17 protein-coding genes are annotated in these 19,716 nt (G+C 34.3%); 15 read left to right on the top strand and 2 right to left on the bottom strand.

The window, feature by feature from the left end:
• Positions 1–4: 4 nt before the first annotated feature.
• Positions 5–1,216, top strand: coding sequence for a glycosyltransferase family 4 protein (locus D7Z94_RS24525; RefSeq protein WP_120714290.1), 1,212 nt, complete (start codon positions 5–7; stop codon positions 1,214–1,216).
• 121 nt (positions 1,217–1,337) lie between these two features.
• Here the strand turns inward: D7Z94_RS24525 and D7Z94_RS24520 are convergent, their stop codons facing one another.
• Positions 1,338–2,357, bottom strand: a complete 1,020-nt coding sequence (locus tag D7Z94_RS24520) for a GNAT family N-acetyltransferase (protein WP_120714289.1) — start codon at positions 2,355–2,357, stop codon at positions 1,338–1,340.
• Between the two features lie 506 nt (positions 2,358–2,863).
• On the opposite strand from D7Z94_RS24520, the gene D7Z94_RS24510 reads away from it, so the two are divergent.
• The 14 genes from D7Z94_RS24510 (at position 2,864) to D7Z94_RS24445 (ending at position 18,317) form a co-directional block, all read left to right on the top strand.
• Positions 2,864–4,861: an HAD hydrolase-like protein gene (locus tag D7Z94_RS24510; RefSeq protein ID WP_394347467.1), complete on the top strand. Its 1,998-nt coding sequence runs from the start codon at positions 2,864–2,866 to the stop codon at positions 4,859–4,861.
• 344 nt (positions 4,862–5,205) lie between these two features.
• Positions 5,206–5,814 (top strand): sugar transferase, encoded by a 609-nt coding sequence (locus tag D7Z94_RS24505; protein ID WP_120714286.1) that lies wholly within the window; start codon positions 5,206–5,208, stop codon positions 5,812–5,814.
• 49 nt (positions 5,815–5,863) lie between these two features.
• Entirely contained in the window at positions 5,864–6,895 is a 1,032-nt protein-coding gene (locus tag D7Z94_RS24500) for a GNAT family N-acetyltransferase (RefSeq protein WP_120714285.1), read from the top strand.
• A gap of 123 nt (positions 6,896–7,018) precedes the next feature.
• On the top strand, positions 7,019–7,804 hold the full coding sequence (locus tag D7Z94_RS24495) for a VOC family protein (RefSeq protein ID WP_120714284.1): 786 nt from the start codon (positions 7,019–7,021) through the stop codon (positions 7,802–7,804).
• Positions 7,805–8,022: 218 nt separating this feature from the next.
• Positions 8,023–9,747: an HAD-IIIC family phosphatase gene (locus tag D7Z94_RS24490; protein WP_120714283.1), complete on the top strand. Its 1,725-nt coding sequence runs from the start codon at positions 8,023–8,025 to the stop codon at positions 9,745–9,747.
• 3 nt (positions 9,748–9,750) lie between these two features.
• Entirely contained in the window at positions 9,751–9,993 is a 243-nt protein-coding gene (locus D7Z94_RS24485; RefSeq protein WP_120714282.1) for an acyl carrier protein, read from the top strand.
• A gap of 104 nt (positions 9,994–10,097) precedes the next feature.
• Entirely contained in the window at positions 10,098–11,168 is a 1,071-nt protein-coding gene (locus D7Z94_RS24480; protein WP_120714281.1) for a 3-oxoacyl-ACP synthase III family protein, read from the top strand.
• A 3-nt stretch (positions 11,169–11,171) separates the two neighbouring features.
• Positions 11,172–11,387 (top strand): acyl carrier protein, encoded by a 216-nt coding sequence (locus D7Z94_RS24475; protein ID WP_120714280.1) that lies wholly within the window; start codon positions 11,172–11,174, stop codon positions 11,385–11,387.
• Positions 11,388–11,688: 301 nt separating this feature from the next.
• Positions 11,689–12,354, top strand: coding sequence for an LbetaH domain-containing protein (locus D7Z94_RS24470; protein WP_120714279.1), 666 nt, complete (start codon positions 11,689–11,691; stop codon positions 12,352–12,354).
• A 237-nt stretch (positions 12,355–12,591) separates the two neighbouring features.
• Positions 12,592–13,605: a GNAT family N-acetyltransferase gene (locus tag D7Z94_RS24465; protein ID WP_120714278.1), complete on the top strand. Its 1,014-nt coding sequence runs from the start codon at positions 12,592–12,594 to the stop codon at positions 13,603–13,605.
• Positions 13,606–13,672: 67 nt separating this feature from the next.
• On the top strand, positions 13,673–14,638 hold the full coding sequence (locus tag D7Z94_RS24460) for a GNAT family N-acetyltransferase (protein ID WP_120714277.1): 966 nt from the start codon (positions 13,673–13,675) through the stop codon (positions 14,636–14,638).
• Positions 14,639–14,736: 98 nt separating this feature from the next.
• Positions 14,737–15,933: a GNAT family N-acetyltransferase gene (locus tag D7Z94_RS24455; protein ID WP_120714276.1), complete on the top strand. Its 1,197-nt coding sequence runs from the start codon at positions 14,737–14,739 to the stop codon at positions 15,931–15,933.
• A gap of 7 nt (positions 15,934–15,940) precedes the next feature.
• The gene (locus tag D7Z94_RS24450) at positions 15,941–17,116 is read left to right on the top strand and encodes a GNAT family N-acetyltransferase (RefSeq protein WP_120714275.1); all 1,176 of its coding nucleotides are present in this window, start codon (positions 15,941–15,943) and stop codon (positions 17,114–17,116) included.
• Between the two features lie 16 nt (positions 17,117–17,132).
• The gene (locus D7Z94_RS24445) at positions 17,133–18,317 is read left to right on the top strand and encodes a GNAT family N-acetyltransferase (protein WP_120714274.1); all 1,185 of its coding nucleotides are present in this window, start codon (positions 17,133–17,135) and stop codon (positions 18,315–18,317) included.
• A gap of 114 nt (positions 18,318–18,431) precedes the next feature.
• Here the strand turns inward: D7Z94_RS24445 and D7Z94_RS24440 are convergent, their stop codons facing one another.
• On the bottom strand, positions 18,432–19,604 hold the full coding sequence (locus D7Z94_RS24440; RefSeq protein ID WP_120714273.1) for an OmpA family protein: 1,173 nt from the start codon (positions 19,602–19,604) through the stop codon (positions 18,432–18,434).
• Between the last annotated feature and the right edge of the window lie 112 nt (positions 19,605–19,716).

Here is a 19,716-nt window from a genome sequence, read left to right as displayed (position 1 = left end):
AAAAATGAAAATACTTTATATACACCAATACTTTCACACGCCTAGTGAGCCCGCTGGAACTAGATCATATTGGATAAGTCAAGAACTTATCAAAAATGGACATGAGGTGACCATGTTGAGCGCTAGCAGTAAAATAGATCAAAAAATAAAAAAGGTAAATATTGATGGAATAGATGTCATCTATTTAAAAGTTCCTTATAGTCAATATATGAGCATTTTCAAACGTCTATCATCCTTTATAAATTTTATGATCAGATCTACAAGAATGGCACTGAAAGAAAAAGATGTGGACTTGGTAATTGCCACTTCCACTCCGCTCACCATTGGTTTTCCAGCTCTAGTAGTAAAAAAGTTCAAAAAAACACCATTTTTATTTGAAGTAAGAGATCTTTGGCCCGAAGTGCCTATTCAAATGGGAGGTCTAAATAATAAACTTGCAATTAAATTGGCGCTATGGTTCGAAAAGACCATTTACAAGAATGCCATTCATGTGGTTGCATTATCTCCAGGAATGGAGGAAGGGGTTATAAAAAGAGACATTTCTTCAGAAAAAGTTTCTATGATACCAAATATGTCCAAAATTGATATTTTTTGGTCCCGTGATAAAGATTTGACTCTTTTGCAAAAATTAGGACTTAAGCAAAATTCCTTTAAGGTAGTTTATTTTGGAGCCATGGGATTGGCCAATGGTATGGATTATATAATTGATGGCATAAAACATCTAAATAATAATGCGGATATTGAGTTTGTTTTTATGGGAGGTGGTGCCACAGAGCCTGTTCTAAAGGAAAAATGTAAAAATCATAACATTGAAAATGTACATTTTCTCGGGGGTTTTGGGCTTGTAGAGCTTTCCGAAATAGTCAATCTATGCGATGTATCATTGATTACCTTTGCCGACCTTCCGATTTTAGCGACAAATTCACCCAATAAATTGTTCGATTCCCTATCAGCCGGCAAGCCAATAATTGTTAATTCTCCAGGATGGACCAAAGACTTAGTCGAACAATATGAATGTGGTCTATATGTAGATCCTAAAAATCCACAAGACTTAAGCTCTAAAGTTTTGTTCCTTAAAGAAAATCCGGAAAGTTGTGAGAAAATGGGCCAAAATGCCAGAAGACTGGCCGAAAATAAATATGATAAATCTATTTTGTGCAGTGAGTTCGCAGATGTGGTCAATTCCATAGAGCAAAAGATCTCCACTAACAGCTAATTGCTAAAATAATCTACTTTCAAAAACGAAAACCGTTAAAATCCATCTTGATGGCATGCCCAAAAAGACAAATAAATTGCCAACTTACATAGTAAAAGTAGCTTTACCAGATTAAGAGTCCCTACACCCGATAGGCCGGGAAGAAATCTTTCTTTATCTTTATTTCTTCCTGCTTATTTTCGGAGAGAGAATGATATATTTCATTATTTACGACGTACTTCCACACTTCAAAATCTCTGAAATCTTTAGAAAATGATGCTTTAAACTCGAACAATGAATCCTTTTTTCCTCCTAGACCTCCTCCAAGATTAAAAATTTTATAGCCCTCCTCTGTTGCCATCAAACGCATTTCATCTATAAACAAGTTTGCGGGGGCAATATTCAGATGTGAAGTTTTAGATCCAGATAAATGAAACTGTACTAAATTATTAGTCTTAACAAATATGGAGCCCGCTATGGGGGTATTAGTTTCGTTGTCGACAACTAACAATAGGTCTGATTCAAAATCATCGGAAGCCATGAGTCGATAAAAATAATCACGCGGGAAATAATAGTCCTTGTCTGCAGACAAGCGATCCATACTCTCATAATAAATATCGATAAAGGCGTCCATCAACTTTTGGGATGAAGCCTTGATCACTGTGCACAGCTTTCTACATTTATTCGTTCTGTTCTTTGTGCTCTTTCTATATTGGGCACGTTGCTCTTCGACAGTTTTTGTCAAGTCTATATTAACTACTTTTCCAACCGTAGGAAAGTCACCAAGGCCTTGAATTATAGTCCTTTGATTCTCGATAAAGGGATGTAATCTGGAAAAAATGGTAACAACCTTTAGCTCTTGCATTGCAGTTTTAAACTGCTGAATAAAATCAGAATTATCAAATGTTCCATCAACATTGTTGGATATTGGACCAGCATATCCATACACAGAAGACAAATCAAAATATTGCGATTTATCAATAGGCTTCTTTAAAAATGGAATTGCCACAACAGAAGCTCCGTTTTTGTAAACGATCAGGATAGGTACCTCGCTTTTTTTTTTACTTATTTGGTGGTAGTCATAGGTGTGATAAAAGTCATAGTTGGAACATTCATAAACTACTTTTTGCCATTCTTCTTTTTCAGTAACAATTTTTAACATTAAGACTGGGGTTTTAGTAATCTCTAGTATAATTTAAACCAAAATTTCACTTGAGAACATTTAAAATTCAACTTTTCAATCTCCAAAGAAAATTTGAATCCTTAGGTTACCATTAAATATAAATACCTTCTCTAGGTCCCGAAAATAAACAAAATCATTATTAATTTAGGCAGTCCAAGAAAAAAAAACTGATATTTAAGGAAACTTTTGGTTTGGAATAAACTGCCAGATTTCAAAACAGTTTTCAAAACTTGGTAGGGCTTATCAGAAGTATAGTTTTCCACACTATATGAAAAAGACAAAATGTTTTGATTAAATTGAAAATTTTTTGTCACCTTCTTCGTTTGAATGTTGTCTATTCTCCATACACTATGAAAAAAAAGGGGTGTATGAACGCAACAAATTTTGATATTGATTTTAAATCGAACTTCAGAGTTACTTTGCATTTAATATTATAAACATTGGAAAGCATCATAAAAAAAATTGAAAATAGCACAGATATCAAAGTGATATTCTGCGACCTTTTTGACACTATAATCCACAGAAAAGTACACCCAAATTACGTTTTTAGAATATGGGCCAAATTAATGATCAGAGAACTTGGCCTATCCATAAATGTTGATGAACTATATCAGATACGGGCAAGCTCTTCCCAGTATCTATGTTCTAAAGAAAATCTTTTGAACACGGAAATTTCAAATGAATTAGTTATTAATGAGGTATATAAAAGATTGAATAACAGTGAATTAATTCTAAAAATTTCTTATGACCTGTTTAAAAGTACTTATATAGAGGCGGACTACAAATCTGAGATTTCGACCCAATTCCTAAATAAAAAAATAGTAGATGAACTTACCAAGCTGCGAAAGATGGGTTATAATCAATACCTTATAACGGATATTCATCACTCAGAATCCTTAATACAAAGAATTTTAAGTTTCCATGGACTAAATAAATTATTTGATGGAATCTATGTTTCATCTGCCTTAGGTAAAAGTAAGCAAAGAGGTGATATTTACGAATTAGCTCTGAAGGGAACAGATTCCGATCCTGGGGAAACTGTAATGATAGGCGATAATAAACATAGTGATTTGTTTAAGGCCCAAAAAAGCGGTTTACATACTATCTACCAAAGGCAACTAAAACATAAGATCAGGAACAAACTAAACCTTTTTGGTAACGAAAAAAAAGCCTTTAACACTATATGTAAAAACAAAGAACTAAAATGTCGCAAAAGCGAGCACCTTTTCAGCGAGTACATCATTTATTTCTACTTTTTTGTAGAAAGACTCTATACAGAGGTCAAAAAGAAGGGCATTAAGAACTTATTTTTTTTGGCACGAGAAGGCTTATATCTAAAAAAACTTTTTGACTACTACCAAGAAGTCAACGGTTTTGATAAAACTAATTTTGTCTCCACCCATTACTTTAAAGCTTCTAGACAATCAGCTCTACTTGTGTCTTTAAAACCTCTATATGAAGAGCCTTTTGAGTACATCAAAAACAAGTATGATGAAATGTCTTTGATACAATTTTTGGAGCCTTTTCGGTTTTCCGAAGAAGTAACCAAAAAAATTCTTGACGAAGTTCCGTATGATGCGGAGGAAGTTATTACGGAATTCGTTTCCTCTGAAGTTATGGCCAATCTAAGATCAAGTAAGCACTTCATTGAGCATTACGATCTTAAAAGACTACGGCAAAAACAATTGTTCAAGGAATATCTAGACTCTTTTGATGTGGATTATCCAAATGAGGGTATAAATTTAGTCGATGTAGGTTGGGGGGGCACTATGCAAGAGGGAATCTATAATTTTTTGCAGTGTGAAGTCAGTGTGCAAGGTTACTATCTTGGTCTAAAGGAAATTTATAACATCGAAGAAAAAACCAAACGATTTGGAATGAATTTTTCCGTTTATCCAAGTCGAGGTTTTTCTGACTACATTCTTGCTGCAAATGGTCAGCTTTACGAACAGCTTTTAGCAGCACACCACGGCAGTGCAGTGTTTTATGTTTCACGAAATGAAGGCTTTGTTCATGAATATCATGAAGAAAAAGAAAAAACAGTTTTTGAGAATTTCATTGCCCCTATTCAGGACTTCATGTTCGCAGAGTTCAAATCATTTAATGAAAATCTCGAGCCGAGTGTTTACTCACAGGATATGATTCAATCATATATTACAGATATGGCTTTGCGTCTCGGTATATTAACGACAAGGAGAAAGCTCAAATTTATTCATCTCATATCCCAAGGTTTTTATCAAAATGTGGGGAACAACAAGGTAGGGCTGGCCTATGACCCCAATGCCATAGGCATTTCCAAAAAAAAGCTATTGAAGTTATTTCTATGGTCACCCGAAAAAATTTTTAGATATTTAGTCAAGGTTAAACCTTTGTTATATGCCAAGGGGAAATATTGGTTAGGTATACCCTTTGGCCTTGTATATTATTATATACGTTTAAACCGTTATGTTAAAAGCAGGTTTTTTAAAAAGCAATTAATTTAACAAAATTCAATCTTTAAATAAATTCATTTTTGTGGCACCACTAGAGCAATGAGACCTATTAAAAAATATAATTTAGTTCTAATATTTAAGTTTTACGTTCCAAAAAGAAGCTTGACCAAGGAAAAGGACAGTAGAACCATTTTATTTTGCAATTTTTTCAAAGTAAATTAATTTTGCCCTGATTTTATTGTGCTTTATTTTTTTGTGGAAGATAAATGGTTTAAAAAATGACTATTTTCATTATCAAAATGTACTTTTTATCATCGCTTACGCCTCGTTTAGAATTTTAAAAGTCTCTACGACAAACTTGACATCTAAATCTAATTCATATAAAATTCCCAAAAATGTATAAAAAAGTTTTTAAGAGGATATTTGATATATTGGTTTCTCTTACGTTTCTAGTGTTATTGTCACCAGTTATATTGATTATAACCATTCTACTGTTCTTTGCCAATCGTGGCAAACCTTTCTTTTTACATAGAAGACCAGGGAAAAATGAAAAAATATTTACCCTTTATAAGTTTAGAACCATGAAGGGAAGCCCTAAGGATAAAGATGGAAATTTTGTGCCTGATGTTCAAAGGATAACAAAAGTAGGTGGGTTTGTAAGAAGCACTTCTTTAGATGAATTACCTCAGTTGTTCAATGTACTTTTTGGAGATATGTCCATTGTTGGCCCAAGGCCATTATGGGAGCATTATTTGGATCTTTACAACCCCTTTCAAAAGCAAAGACATAAGGTGAAGCCAGGTATAACGGGTTGGGCTCAAATAAATGGAAGAAATTCCATAACATGGGAAGAAAAATTTGAATTTGATGTTTGGTATGTTGAAAATATCAGTTTTATGACTGATATGGATATCATATTTAAAACGGTTAAAAAAGTCCTCATGCGTGAAGGTATTGCGTCAAATGAAAAGGATACAATGACCATGTTCACAGGAACGCCTTAAGGTTAAAAGATGAACATACAAGTGTATCCCTAGAAACAAAATTCAGTCCATGCTTGAGCTTATTCGGAAAGAAGAAAAATGGAGTAGTATAATTGAAAAATGCGACTTCGTTGATTTTTATCACACATATTCCTATCATCAATTGGCAAAAAGACATGATGAAGAACCTATTCTCGTTTGTTATAAGGATACAGATAAAATTATAGCATTTCCGATGTTGTTAAGAAATATTGATTTTTCTACTTATAAAGATGCAACATCGGTATATGGGTATCCTGGGCCGATAACTAAAAATATTCGAAGTGGTTATGACTATAGCCCCTTTCAAAAAGAGCTACATCAATTCTTTCATTCTCAAAAAATAATTTCGGTATTCTCAAGGTTAAACCCTTACATTCCCGGTCAAAAAAATTGTCTATCAAGTTTAGGTCAGATGACCTCACCGGGAAGGGTCGTATATATAGACTTAACCAAAACATTGGATGAACAATGGATGCTTTACCATAAAAGACTAAGGACCTATATCAACAAATCCCGGGCTATTTACACCGTTAAAACAGCAAGTACACCTTCCCATCTTAAGACATTCGTTAAATTATACCATCAAAATATGAGGCGTGTAAATGCCAAGAAGGAGTATTTCTTTGATAAACAGTATTTTATGGACCTAATGAATTGCTCGGATTTCGAAACTGAGTTGCTATTGGCTATCGATAACAAAACAGGCGATATTGCTGGAGGGACCATATTTACAAAAAAAGATGCTATTGTTCAGTACCACCTTTCGGGAACCAGTGAAAAGTATATGGGGTTAAATCCTGTTAAATTATTAATAGATGAGATAAGAATTAGAAGTACCCGGGAGAACTTCAAATATTTCAATCTCGGTGGTGGGGTTGGCAGTAAAGAAGATTCTTTATTTTATTTTAAATCAGGGTTTTCTAAGTTTTTTAGGCCTTTCAATATTTGGAAATATATGGTCAACGAAAGTATTTATGAAGATTTGGTCCAACAGCACAAAAAAAATGAGCACTGCCAGGAGTCATTACATTACTTCCCCCAGTATCGCCATAACAGATAAAGAAATGTATCATAGTTTGGCGACAATTTTTTAGCCATGACATCTTCTCAAAAAATTACCGAATATATTAGTACTTCGAACATCAAATTGAAATTGCGCCAAAGAACTAACAATAGATAAAAAATGAGAAAAGCAAATTTCCATCATGTTCACCTAAATGTGACCAATAAAGACGCGACAATTGCATACTACCAAAAATTTTTCGGTGCCAAGTATGTGAAATACCGAGATAGGACGGACGCTCTTTTTACCGAGAAATCATTTTTGCTTCTTGATCATGTTGATGCTCCACCACCCAGCCATTTAGGCTCCAGCCTATGGCATATAGGATGGTCAGGAGTAGATGGTCCTTCTGAATTTAGTTGGCGGGTAAAAGAAGGAATAGAAGTACACGCTCCTGTTACACCCCTTGGCGACAATCACTGGATGTATTTTTTAGGGCCTGACAAAGAAATTGTTGAGGTATTTACGGGTAATAAAAATCATACTTTTGAACATATCCACTTATTAGCTTCTAACATTGACAGGACAATGACCTGGTTTGAATCCTATCTAGGTCTGACTCCAGTGAACAAAGAAGCGCAGGAATGGGGAAACCGGCTATTTAAATGGAATTACTTACTTGTTGACAATATAAATATTTATGTCTATGGTAAACCCTTAGAGGAAAGGTCTTGGTTTCCAAAGGAATTTAAACCTACTGATGGAACGGTATTAGATCATATAGGATTTTCCTTTGAGGATATTGGACCTGTATTTGAAAAAATGAAATCAGGAAATGTAGAAATTATAAATGATATCAAAATTGACCCTGTCCATGGCCAAAAAAGTTTTTTTGTTCGAGGACCGGATAACCTGCTTGTTGAAATAGTGGAAGAGAAACCAATTCCAGAAGGAATATGGCGTTAATACCACATTCAATCCTAAACAAAAGCTCTTAATGATTCTTAATAGAAAGCGGACATCATACAAATAAGTACCCATATTGGGGTGCTAATTAAATTGCACAACCAAAGGAAAAGTAAAATTGTAAGCAATCTATCCCAATAAATTTGAATCAGTAGACGATATTCAGAAATTGTACGTTAGTTAAGAAATGATAAATCAACTACTTTAGAATTAATTAGGTGAAAAATTTTTTACAGCTCAAAAAGAACCTTAAGAAGGACTTTTCTAACTTAAAAACCATTAAGTTGGCAGTTTTAGGTGATACGGCAACTCAATTCCTGGTGCAGGCCTTGAAGGGCATGGGTTACGATGAAGGTTTTAATTTTGATATATGGGAAGCTGATTTCAACCAAATAGAGCGCCAAGTACATGACCCTTCTTCAGATTTGTACCAATTTAAACCAGACGTGGTCATTTTGTTTAAATCTTCCCATAAGCTACTTGGGAAATACAATAAACTTGCGATGGAAAAGCATACTTCCCTTGCAAAAAACGAATTGGACGCTATTGAAACCATCTACTCCACTATTAATGATCAACTCAATGCCAAAGTAGTTTATTACAACTATACTGAAATCGATGATTCCGTTTTTGGGAATTATGCCAACAAAACAGAATCTTCATTTTTGTTTCAATTACGAAAACTCAATTACGAGTTAATGGTATTGGCCTCCAAAAAATCTAATTTGTTTTTATGCGATGTTTCCTCACTACAAAATCAAGTAGGAAAATTGAATGTTTTTCAACCTTCCATGTACACAAGTACCGAAATGGTATGGAGTATTGATTTTTTACCAAAAGTTGCCAACAAGACCATCGATTTGATCAAAGCTATCTTTGGCAAATTCAAAAAATGTGTAATTCTTGATTTAGACAACACAACTTGGGGAGGGATTATTGGTGATGATGGTATAGAAAATATACATATTGGAAGTCTTGGTATAGGCAAGGCTTTTACGGAATTTCAATATTGGGTAAAAAAACTAAAAAATAGAGGTATTATTGTGGCGGTCTGCAGCAAAAATACAGAGTCTGTAGCAAAAGAACCTTTCGAAAGGCATCCAGATATGATATTACGCCTAGAGGACATTTCCGTCTTTAGGGCGAATTGGGATAACAAAGCTGATAACATTCGTCAGATTCAGCGTATCCTGAACATAGGTTTTGATTCTATGGTATTTCTGGACGACAATCCTTTTGAAAGAAATATGGTTAGAGAAAATATTCCGGATATCCAAGTGCCTGAATTACCGGAAGACCCAACAAACTATCTCGAATACTTGTATGAATTAAATCTTTTCGAAACCGTTTCTTTTTCTAATGAAGATCAAGAGAGAACCAAGCTTTATCAAATAGAAGCGGAAAGGGCCAAGGCCCATCAAAAATTCGCCAATGAAGAGGATTTTTTGAAGAATTTGGAAATGTGCTCTGATGTTAAGGCTTTTAATAAGTTTAACACACCAAGGGTGGCACAGCTTTCTCAGAGGTCAAATCAGTTTAACCTAAGGACCATTCGCTATTCCGAAGCGGATATTGAGAAAATTTCCAAATCCGATGATTACTTTAGTTTTTCTTTTACGTTAGAAGATAAATATGGAGACAATGGTTTAATATGTGTTGTGATCTTACAAAAAGAAAATGCGAACGTATTATTTGTTGAAACCTGGTTTATGAGTTGCAGGGTTCTAAAACGTGGCATGGAAAATTTTGTTTTGAACACAATTGTCGATTTTGCCAAAGAACACGGGTTTGCCCAAATTAAGGGGGAATACATCCCTACTGCAAAAAATGACATGGTGAAAAACCATTATCCCAATTTAGGCTTTGAAGAAAGTCACCCCTATTTTATACTTGACTTGGACAACTATGAGGACAAAGAAAATTATATAAGAATTAAGAAATAAATTATGACAAGAAGCGAAATATTGGAACAAATCAAAGAGATATTCGTAGAAACTCTTGACAATGAGGAAATTACAGTAGAGGAATCTACAAAAGCGATAGATATAGATGAATGGGATTCCCTAATGCATGTTCTGCTGGTAGATGCTATGGAAAAACATTTCGAAGTTCGTTTTAAAGCAAGTGAAATTCAAGATTGGAAGGATGTTAGCGAAATAATAGATTCTATTAGCCATAATCTGAATTGATATAAAACGATTAATCAATGAACAATGTTCCTATGAATTATTTGTATTATTGATATGGATTGCCACAATTCAAGTATTTTTAATCCATTTTTAATTTATATTCTATGAATTTAAAATTTAAAAACAAGAAAATCACTGGAATTCTTGCGGTTTTGCCGGAAAAAGAAATCAAATTTGAGGATGAAATTGACAACTATGAGTTTACACGTCGTCAATCGATGAAGCTTAAATTGGTAATGGGTTTTAACAAACGAAGAGTCGTAAACAAAGGAACTACGATTTCGGATTTATGTGTCTTCGGACTAAATCATTTGTTTGATAGGAAACTGCTACGTAAAGAAGATATAGATGCACTAATTCTAGTTACGCAATCACCGGATTATTTTATGCCGGCAACAACTCACATTATTCATGGCAGGTTAGGCTTAAAACAGGATATTTATTGTTCGGATATTAATCAGGGGTGCGCAGGATATTCCTATGGTCTAAATCAGGCCTTTATGTTACTAGAACAAGATAAAATAAACAAAGTAGTCCTGCTAAATGCTGATATTCTCAGCACTAAAGTCTCCGAGAAAGACAGGAGTAGTGGGCCACTAACAGGTGATGGGGCTGCCATTACCATAGTTGAAAACGACCCTGATGGAAAAACGATATACGGTTCCGTAAAATCAGATGGAACCGGGGCGGATGCCTTGATAATACCTGCTGGTGCCTTTAAATTGCCTTCTACAGAAAAAACTGCAGAATTGGTAAAGGATAAGGCCGGCAATTACAAGGCATTAGATCATATAGACATGAAAGGAGATGAAGTGTTCAATTTCGTTCAAAGGGAGGTACCGCCAATGATCAATGATTTATTGGATAGCGCGGGATCGAAAAAGGAGGAGATAGATTATTTTATGTTTCATCAACCCAATAAGTTTATGGTGAAGCAGCTATCCAATGTGATGGGTCTTTCTGAAGAAAAAATGCCAAATAACCTTGTTGAAAATTTCGGGAATTCAGCCAGCGTTACTATACCTACCTTGATTTCCTTTAATCTGGGCCAAAGACTTAAAAAAGAGTCCTTTCTTATTTGCATATGTGGTTTTGGAAACGGTCTTAGCTGGTCCTCGCTGTTCTTGGAAATGGGTAATTTGGACTTTTGTGAAACGATCGATTACGACAATTAGACTATGGAAAATTTTCTATCATCAATTTCTGAAATACTGGAAGTGGAATCCGTAAATCTTGAAGATGAACTTGATTCTTTTGAGGCTTGGGATTCTTTGACCGTTTTATCAATTATTGCATTTTGTGATTCGGAATATAGCGTGGCCTTATCCGCAGAAGAAATAGATAACTCAGGTACCATTTTGGGGTTAAAGCAACTGATTGAAAGTAAAATATAAGAAAAGCTCAATTTACTTTTTGGGCTAAGAGCGATATGCCCGTAAAAAAATATGTATAAACCAAGTGATTTTGGGAACCCCGATTTGCCAATAAAGCACAGGCAAAAGGCTCTAAAATAGGTTGAGGTGTTAAGATTTAATACCCATCACGCTCCCCGCTAATGCAATTTGCAGGTATAATATCTAAGTTTAATCGGATATTAATGTAGTTATAACTATTCTTTGACGCTCGAATTGTCATTTCCAGGAATAAAAAGTAGTTTTGAGAGTCAAGTACAACTGCTAAAACATATCAAGGTTTATGAGAAATGTAATAATATTAGGTACTGGAGGATGTGCCTCGGAAGTCACATTTTATATTGAAGACAATAATAAGAGAGTGCGTGAAGATCTAAAGATCAATATCTTGGGATATATAGATTACGACGACCACGTAAAGGATCATTACGAAAAATACGATTTCCAGGCCCCCGTACTGTGCGACATTGACTCATACGAACCAAAACCTGATGAAGAGGTTTTAATCGCTGTTATGGATATTGGCTTTAGACAAAAAATGATTAAGGCCTTAAAAGAGAAAAATGCCAAAATAGGAAGTTTTTTTCATCATAGTGTGGTAATGCCAAATGACATTTGCATAGGTGAAGGAAATATTGCGGGACCATTTTGTATGCTTGAAAAATATGCTACTATAGGAAATTATAACCTACTAACGTCCTATTGTTTCATAAGTCATGATAGCGTTGTAGGCGATAACAATTTCTTTTCAGTAGCAGGGGTGGCTGGATCTGTCAAGGTCGGCAACAATAATTATTTCGGAATTAGATCATTTACAGTTCCAGGGGTTGAAATAGGGAATAACAATGTGATACAATCTGGGATGCTCGTGGACAAAAATGTAAAGGACGATACTACCGTTTTCTATCGCTTTAAAGAAAAAGTGATGGCCATTCCTAAGGTCGGTTAAGCCTTTCATCTATTCTTTTTTGCAATAGCCCAACTTTCAATCATTGATAATAAAGTAAAAAGAATCCTCTAGTTGGTTCCAATACTATCAACTGAAAGGACAAATTGAATGATTTCTGCCTTAAATCGAATGATTTTCCATATTGATTAACCCACTTGACACGAACTAGGTAAGATCGTACTATTTAGAATGCATGTTGTTTTTTGAAGTCATATAACAATAACAGCCCTTATTTAAATGCAGTCCAACCCTTTCACATCAAACATCTTTACAACCACATGGTCCAAGCATTTTAACAATGACAAATTAGGTATCTCCTTCGATTTTTTTGAAAACATTTCTTTCATAAAACATAAGTTTTTAAACCTATACATCAATGTAGGCACAACCGTTACAAAAGGCATTACATATTCGTTAACCAAATCAAATCCCCAGGACTTAGGGGATGAGGTATTTTTAATCTATGATGTTCCCGCCTATTTTGCTGCATTAGAACCTTTAGATGGTCCGTTAAAACGGATTATTGTAAAACAATATCCTGGTTATTTGATTGAGCTGCACGGGTTCAAAGACCTAAATGGATACATGAATGTTGCCTTTAACAGAAAAAGCAGGTACAAATTAAAAAGTTATAAAAGGCAATTGGAGGCTAATTACGACATTCAATATAGAATGTATTATGGAGACATCTCCAGAAATGAGTATGATTTAATTTTTGAACAATTTAGGCAGCTTTTAGTTAAAAGGTACGAGGACAAAAGAGTCTCCAATAACAATCTTGAAGACCAAGAATGGTCTTTTTACAAGGAGGTCGTCTACCCCATGATTTTGAATAAAAAGGCATCTCTTTATGTGGTATTTGACAATAAGGAACCTATTGGAGTCATGTTAAATTATATGTCGGGTAATGCTATCCATGTGGCCATAACAGTTTTTGACATAGAATATCGCAAATCCAATGTAGGCACAGTGAATATCATGAATCTAATCGAATGGTCATTAGAAAACAATTTCAGAATTTTGGACTTTTCAAAGGGCCATTACGATTACAAGCAACGCTGGGGTAGCTTAAAATATGATTTTGAATATCATATAATATACAATTCAAATTCATTTTACTCCAAATCCATCGCCTTCTCATTGAAGTATTTGTTTCAATTAAAACAATATTTAAGGGATAAAAAGGTTAATGAATTGTTGCATAAATTTACTTTCATGTTTGGAAAAAAAACCAAAGCTGCCAATAAATAAGTTCTTTTTTGTGCACTGTTGATGAATTACAGGACTGGCCATAAAATATTAAAACCACCAAAAGTTTATGAAGTCTAGACATACTAATTTTGTAATTCAAATTTGTTTTGACTACACCATCCCACCATTTTATGTAGAAACTATAGTGAACAAATTATCGGGCGAGAAACTAAAGGCGTCCTATGACCATAACAAATCAAGTAGCTTGCCCAAGTTTTGTATAGTTAGTGATATTCCTGATTATTTAGACGTAGAACGTTTAGAGCGAGAAACCAAGACAGCAATATTAAAAATACCCCAGTATAAGGGTTATCTTATAAATCTAAAGAGATTTAATAGTGTTGATGAATTAATTGGCCAAAATCTAGGAAAGAATTCCAGAAAGAATCTAAGGGCTAAGCACAGAAAGCTTGAATTAAACCATGAGATAAGCTATCAATTTTATTACGGGAAAATAGATAGAAATCAATATGATCATCTTTTCGACGTATGTTATCGTCTTATGGAAACAAGGTTTCATCAGAAGAAAATTTACAATAGATACCTATTGGACTGGAAATATTATCATGACCTATTTTACCCAAAGATTCTTTCAAAGGAGGCCTCAATATGCGTAATTTATGACGGTCCAAAGCCAATAACCATAACTTTGAATTTCCATAGGGGAGATATTGTTTTTAGTTTCATTCAAATCTACGACACCGATTATTTTAAATACAGTTTGGGGGACATAGCCATGTACAAGAATATTGAGTGGAGCTATGCTAACAATTTTGCTGTTTGGGATGTATCCAAAGGAGCTACTGAAAATAAGCTGCGCTGGAGCAATCATAATTATTTATTTGATTATCATATTTTCTACTCCGTACACTCCCCAATCCATAGATTTTTGGCTTTTATAACATCGCAAAAGTTGAAATTGAAGCAGCTTTTGCGGAACAAGGGTATTATAGGAGGTACGTTTCAGCTGGACAGATTGTACTATTATACAAAGAGGAAAAAATTGAAAGGTTATGCGTGGAGAAACGAATAAATTGACTTATAGAAATCGTTTCCTCCTTTTAATACTAAGGCGAAATCCATACCTTCTTAAGTATCAATAAAGCTGAACTTCAAAGTAAATGAATCACTATGGATTTTCTAAAGCTTAAGAACAATTTTACGTTTGATTTTTTCGTCAAAGGAATTGTTTATGATTGCTATTGGAATATTTATAATGTGAGTAACGACCAAGATTTTTTTAACGACAAAAAAATGGAGGTAGAACTTTATAAAAACATAGTCGTCAACAATATACCAACATATCTTGAGGCGAGGCCAAAGGATAGCTATGACTTATTTAGAATTCAACATCAAGATGGTTTTTTGGCCGATTTAAGAAAATATCCAAGCTTACAGAAATATATGGGGGTTCAATTCGGATCCAAAAGCAGGTCAAAAATGAGAGGGTACCTAAGGAGATTGGAAACCTGTTTTGATATTCGATATAAAATGTACTATGGCGAAATTACCGAGAAAGAGTTTGGTTTTTTATTCCGGAAACTAAAGGAAATGATAGGAAGAAGGTTTTCTCAAAGAGGTGATGTGCACCAAAGTTTGAAGCACTGGGAATACCTGAAAAATAACACACTGGACATGATCTTAAAAAAATCAGCGTCTCTTTTTGTGATTTTTGATAAAAATAAGCCCATTGATATATGTCTTAATTACCATCATCAGAATGTTTTTAGAAATTACATTAGATCATATGACATCGATTATTCGAAGTTTCGATTGGGTTATATCGATATTTGGAAACAGTTGGATTGGTGCTTCGAAAATAATCATACCATCTTTGATCTTTCCCTAGGCGATCTGGCCTATAAGCGAACGTGGTGTAACACTGTTTACAAATTTGAGCATCATGTTATTTACAAAAAACAAAATATAGGTGAAAAAATTAAGGCGCTAACAATATTGCGGCTATTGCAATTGAGGTGGTTTTTAGGCAGAACAAATTTGCTTAAACCATATTATGGCATAAAATCTTTGTTAAAGGGAAGTGCAAAAGAAGAAAAAAGGATTGATCAAGAGACAATTTTTGACCTCAAGGACATTTCCAATATTGAATTGGATAGAGCCTCGTTATCTGAGGTAGATATAGATGATGATGAATATGCGTTCATTAGAAAACACGCTTACAATTTTCAATATTTAAATTTTGAAAATTCTAAAAATATCAATGTTCATAGAATGAACGATATTGATGGCAACTACGTCATTTCCGGGCTAAAAAAGACACAAAAGTTAGTGTTCAAAGCACCACACCATACAAACAATATATCATAGATTGTATATGAGCGTCCGCAGATTAAATTTCTTAGATGACGTACAATGGAAAAACTGGTTGTCTTTTTTTTATACAAGAATCTCCAATACCTTTTCCCAAAAACTTTTGTTGCAGAGTCCGGAAAGCACAATTGAAAAAGCCAAGGAAATCTATGTCATCAAAGATATTCCGGCATATTTAAATATGAAGGTACATCCAGGTTTTAAGCAAAGGAAGGCGAAAATGTACCATGGGTATTTCATCAATTTAGGTTTGTACCAAAATATGGAGGCCTATCTACTGTCACGGTTAAGTGCAAAAAAAAGATCTCAAAATAGAGCTTATAAAAAGAGGCTTGAACTATGTTTTAATGTACGTTATAAGATGTATTATGGTCATATTGATAAGAAAAATTACGACTTCCTCTTCGACCAGCTAAAACTCATGATAAAAAGGCGATTTAGTCTAAAGCAAATGAAATATGATGGTTTGGACAAAATGGATTCTTATAAAGAACTTATGTATTTGAGGATTCTGAAAAAAAGGGCTTCGCTCTTCGTCATTTATGATGAGGAAAAGCCTATTAGTATTTCTCTAAATTTAATAGACAAAGACATCTATACTGGATTTATGATGTCATTTGATATTGATTTCTCTAAATTTTATCTAAGTTTCATTGGTATTCTGAAACAATTAGAATGGTGTTTCGAAAAAAAAATTAGGATATATGATATGATGAAAGGAGATTTGGATTATAAGAAAGTTTTTACGGACAGCACATATAATTACTACAGTCATATATTGTTTACTTCCAGAAGTTTGCTTTCCAAAGTCATCGCTAATCTAATGACCTATAAAATATCATGGTATTATAGATCGTTATATTTTATGAAAAAATGGAACGCCCACTTAATATTCAGGAAATTCAAAGGATATGCCTTTCGAATATTGAATCGGAAAACAGCATTTGAAGCCCAACCTGAAATTAGTTTCGAAAATATTTCTGTCGTCGACTCCAATTTTCAACTTATACCAATAAATATTGATGATGATAGTAACTCCATTTTAAGAAGACCTGTGTACACCTTTCTTTATTCCAGTTGCCAAAGCATCAAAAGTATTAAAGTGTTTAAAATTTTAGATAGGTCTTCATATTTAGTCAAGGGAGAGAAAAAAAGTATTATCATCAATTATCAGTATTAACCTTACTTCAATCAAAATGTTCAACAAAGAGAAAATAGATTTGTACTTCGGTCTCTTTGAGAAAGGTATTTTTCATGAAATCTATTCAGATATTTCATATTCCTATACTGATGATAGTATTGATGGACTCACTCAAATTGAAACCAAAAACTCCAAAAATAGAAATGTATACATAGTAAAGTATGTTCCCGAATATTTGAATGCCAATTTAAAAAAGCAGTTCAGAGCCATAAGATTCTTTGAGATCCGAGGGTACGCAATTTCTCTAAATAAGGTTTCCAGCATCGAAGAATACCTTACCAAACAAACAAAACGTAAGTTTAGAACCTCGGTCATAAGGCGAAAAAATCGCTTAGAATCATGCTTTAATATAAGATACGAAGTTCATCAGAACCAAATATCCAGAAAAGAGTATTCTTTTCTTATGGCTGCCTTGCACAACTTATTGGTACGCAGATTTAATCAGCGCAAAGAAACCAATAAAAGATTGTTGGAATGGGATAAGTTTTACGAGCTATTCTTTGCTAAAATCAATTCTGGAAAAGCTTCCTTATTTGTAATATACGGAAGTAACAGACCTATTGCAGTTTCATTAAATTACCATTTAGATAGGATTTTTTTCGGTGCAATTTCTTCATATGACATTGACTATGCTAAATTTGGACTAGGCCAAGCTCTTGTCTATAAGCGGTTGGAGTGGTGTATTCAAAATGGATTCAAGATTTTTGATCTTAGCATGGGGAATCCTGAATACAAAATGAAATGGTGTAATAAAGAATATAATTTTGAGAACCACATTGTTTATTCTCCCTTGTCATTAAGCTCTACCTTTTATGCAAAAACCATTGCCCTAGGAATGTCTATAAAAAATTACTTGAAATCCAAAAATGGTCATATTTTTTATAGAAAAATAAGAAAAACACTTATGGGTTTTGTCAGAAGGACTAACAAGGAGCCAACAACGCATATCGAAAAAGTGAAATATAAATTACAGGCCGTAAATAGTGAGAAACATTATGAGAACTTGGCCAAGGTAGATTTTAATGAAGGGTCATTTTCTTTCTTAAAGCCATATGTGTACGAATTCCTCTATGCAACTGATGAACATATTTCAAAAACAGAAGTATTTGAAGTTGATAAGGGCAAAGCATACTTGATAAAGGGAGGAGATAGTACCAAAAGTGTATTGAAAGCTATTTAGGTCAATTGGATTCTAGGGCTTCAAATTAGGCAGATCTGATTGAGGTATGGCTTAAAAATACTAGGGCACTTGTTTCCAAGTGCCCTTTTAATCTTTGGTCAGGGTTCAATCCTCTTAGAGTCGTATAACTATAAACTCAGACCTCCTATTGATCTTATGCTTAGCTTCTGGGCAATATGTGTTATCATCACACTCATTTAATAGATTGTTCTCGCCATATGCTTCTATTGAAAGTCTAATCTGATCAATTCCTAAACTTAGCAGATAATCCTTGGTACTATTAACACGTCTTTGGGAAAGCCCAAGGTTATAGGGAGCAGGGCCTCTTGAATCCGTACCCGAGGCAATTTTAATTTTAAGATCAGGGTTTTCCTTTAAAATATCCGCCAATCCCTCAAGAACCTTTTTAGAGTCGCTATTTAAGGCGTGGGAATCAAAATTGAAATATACATGCCCTAGTTCCTTTATTCTATCTTCTATGAGTTGCTTTCGCCTTTTCTCGGCTTCAATTCTTTCTTTTTCAGCTATGGCCCTCGCTTTTTCTTCAGCCAATTGTTTGGCCATAGCAGCTTCCTCCCTTGCCCGGTCTGCAGCAGCTATGGAATCGTTTACACGCTGTTTCTCTTTTTCCATTGCTTCAATTAGAGCTAGTTTTTCTAACCCTTTTTTGGACAATTCCTTTTTTATTCCAAATCTATAAACCACTGCCGCGGAATGCTGTATTTGTTTTGTAGACCCTTCTGGAATTCCCCATTTGCCCATGGTATTAAAATTTAAACCCCATCGATCACTGAACCATGTATTAAAGCCAAAACCCGCATTTGCCGTACTTCTTCCTACCGAACCTATAGAACTATAGCCCGCACCAACATGAAGATAAGGGTCAAACCATCCAGTTTCTCCGATAATCTTGTTTATGTCATAACTAATCTTTCCATCAATGGCAAAGTATTCCCTAAGACTGCTGTTTATAGCACCATCGACAATCTTTCCTTCCTTGTATCTATTATAAGTACCAATAGCTTCTAAACCAATTCCGCTTCTAAAAAATCTACCTATACTTATTCTAGAAGGATAAGGAACTGTATGCCAAGTGTCTTTGATATCCAAAAAATCCTCTCCAAAGGGTGTTGCGGAATCATCCACAATATTAAGGCCAAGACCTACCACCCAGGAACTAACGACCACGCTGTCCTTGGACGTAAGTTGAAGTTCTTCTTCTTGAGAAAAAATAGAGTTTGAAACAAATAGGACAACGGCAAACAAATGTAGGGTATAGCTTTTCATAGGTTCAAAATTTAGGACTAATACTAATGTAAAGGTATGGTAAGCAGTTATTTACCGGAAGTCCAAACTGTGAAATGCGATTTTTTTCGATGGACTACATAAGAATTTTCGT

This window comes from Ulvibacterium marinum, assembly GCF_003626755.1.
Classification (GTDB): Bacteria; Bacteroidota; Bacteroidia; order Flavobacteriales; family Flavobacteriaceae; genus Ulvibacterium; species Ulvibacterium marinum.
This window is presented reverse-complemented; position numbering and strand designations above follow the sequence as displayed.

What these genes read in the sequence shown, in the direction of transcription:
- D7Z94_RS24525 (WP_120714290.1), top strand. Translation starts at nt 5, where the DNA reads ATGAAAATACTTTATATACACCAATACTTTCACACGCCTAGTGAGCCC.
- D7Z94_RS24520 (WP_120714289.1), bottom strand. Translation starts at nt 2,357, where the DNA reads ATGTTAAAAATTGTTACTGAAAAAGAAGAATGGCAAAAAGTAGTTTAT.
- D7Z94_RS24505 (WP_120714286.1), top strand. Translation starts at nt 5,206, where the DNA reads ATGTATAAAAAAGTTTTTAAGAGGATATTTGATATATTGGTTTCTCTT.
- D7Z94_RS24500 (WP_120714285.1), top strand. Translation starts at nt 5,864, where the DNA reads ATGCTTGAGCTTATTCGGAAAGAAGAAAAATGGAGTAGTATAATTGAA.
- D7Z94_RS24495 (WP_120714284.1), top strand. Translation starts at nt 7,019, where the DNA reads ATGAGAAAAGCAAATTTCCATCATGTTCACCTAAATGTGACCAATAAA.
- D7Z94_RS24485 (WP_120714282.1), top strand. Translation starts at nt 9,751, where the DNA reads ATGACAAGAAGCGAAATATTGGAACAAATCAAAGAGATATTCGTAGAA.
- D7Z94_RS24480 (WP_120714281.1), top strand. Translation starts at nt 10,098, where the DNA reads ATGAATTTAAAATTTAAAAACAAGAAAATCACTGGAATTCTTGCGGTT.
- D7Z94_RS24475 (WP_120714280.1), top strand. Translation starts at nt 11,172, where the DNA reads ATGGAAAATTTTCTATCATCAATTTCTGAAATACTGGAAGTGGAATCC.
- D7Z94_RS24470 (WP_120714279.1), top strand. Translation starts at nt 11,689, where the DNA reads ATGAGAAATGTAATAATATTAGGTACTGGAGGATGTGCCTCGGAAGTC.
- D7Z94_RS24465 (WP_120714278.1), top strand. Translation starts at nt 12,592, where the DNA reads ATGCAGTCCAACCCTTTCACATCAAACATCTTTACAACCACATGGTCC.
- D7Z94_RS24460 (WP_120714277.1), top strand. Translation starts at nt 13,673, where the DNA reads ATGAAGTCTAGACATACTAATTTTGTAATTCAAATTTGTTTTGACTAC.
- D7Z94_RS24455 (WP_120714276.1), top strand. Translation starts at nt 14,737, where the DNA reads ATGGATTTTCTAAAGCTTAAGAACAATTTTACGTTTGATTTTTTCGTC.
- D7Z94_RS24450 (WP_120714275.1), top strand. Translation starts at nt 15,941, where the DNA reads ATGAGCGTCCGCAGATTAAATTTCTTAGATGACGTACAATGGAAAAAC.
- D7Z94_RS24445 (WP_120714274.1), top strand. Translation starts at nt 17,133, where the DNA reads ATGTTCAACAAAGAGAAAATAGATTTGTACTTCGGTCTCTTTGAGAAA.
- D7Z94_RS24440 (WP_120714273.1), bottom strand. Translation starts at nt 19,604, where the DNA reads ATGAAAAGCTATACCCTACATTTGTTTGCCGTTGTCCTATTTGTTTCA.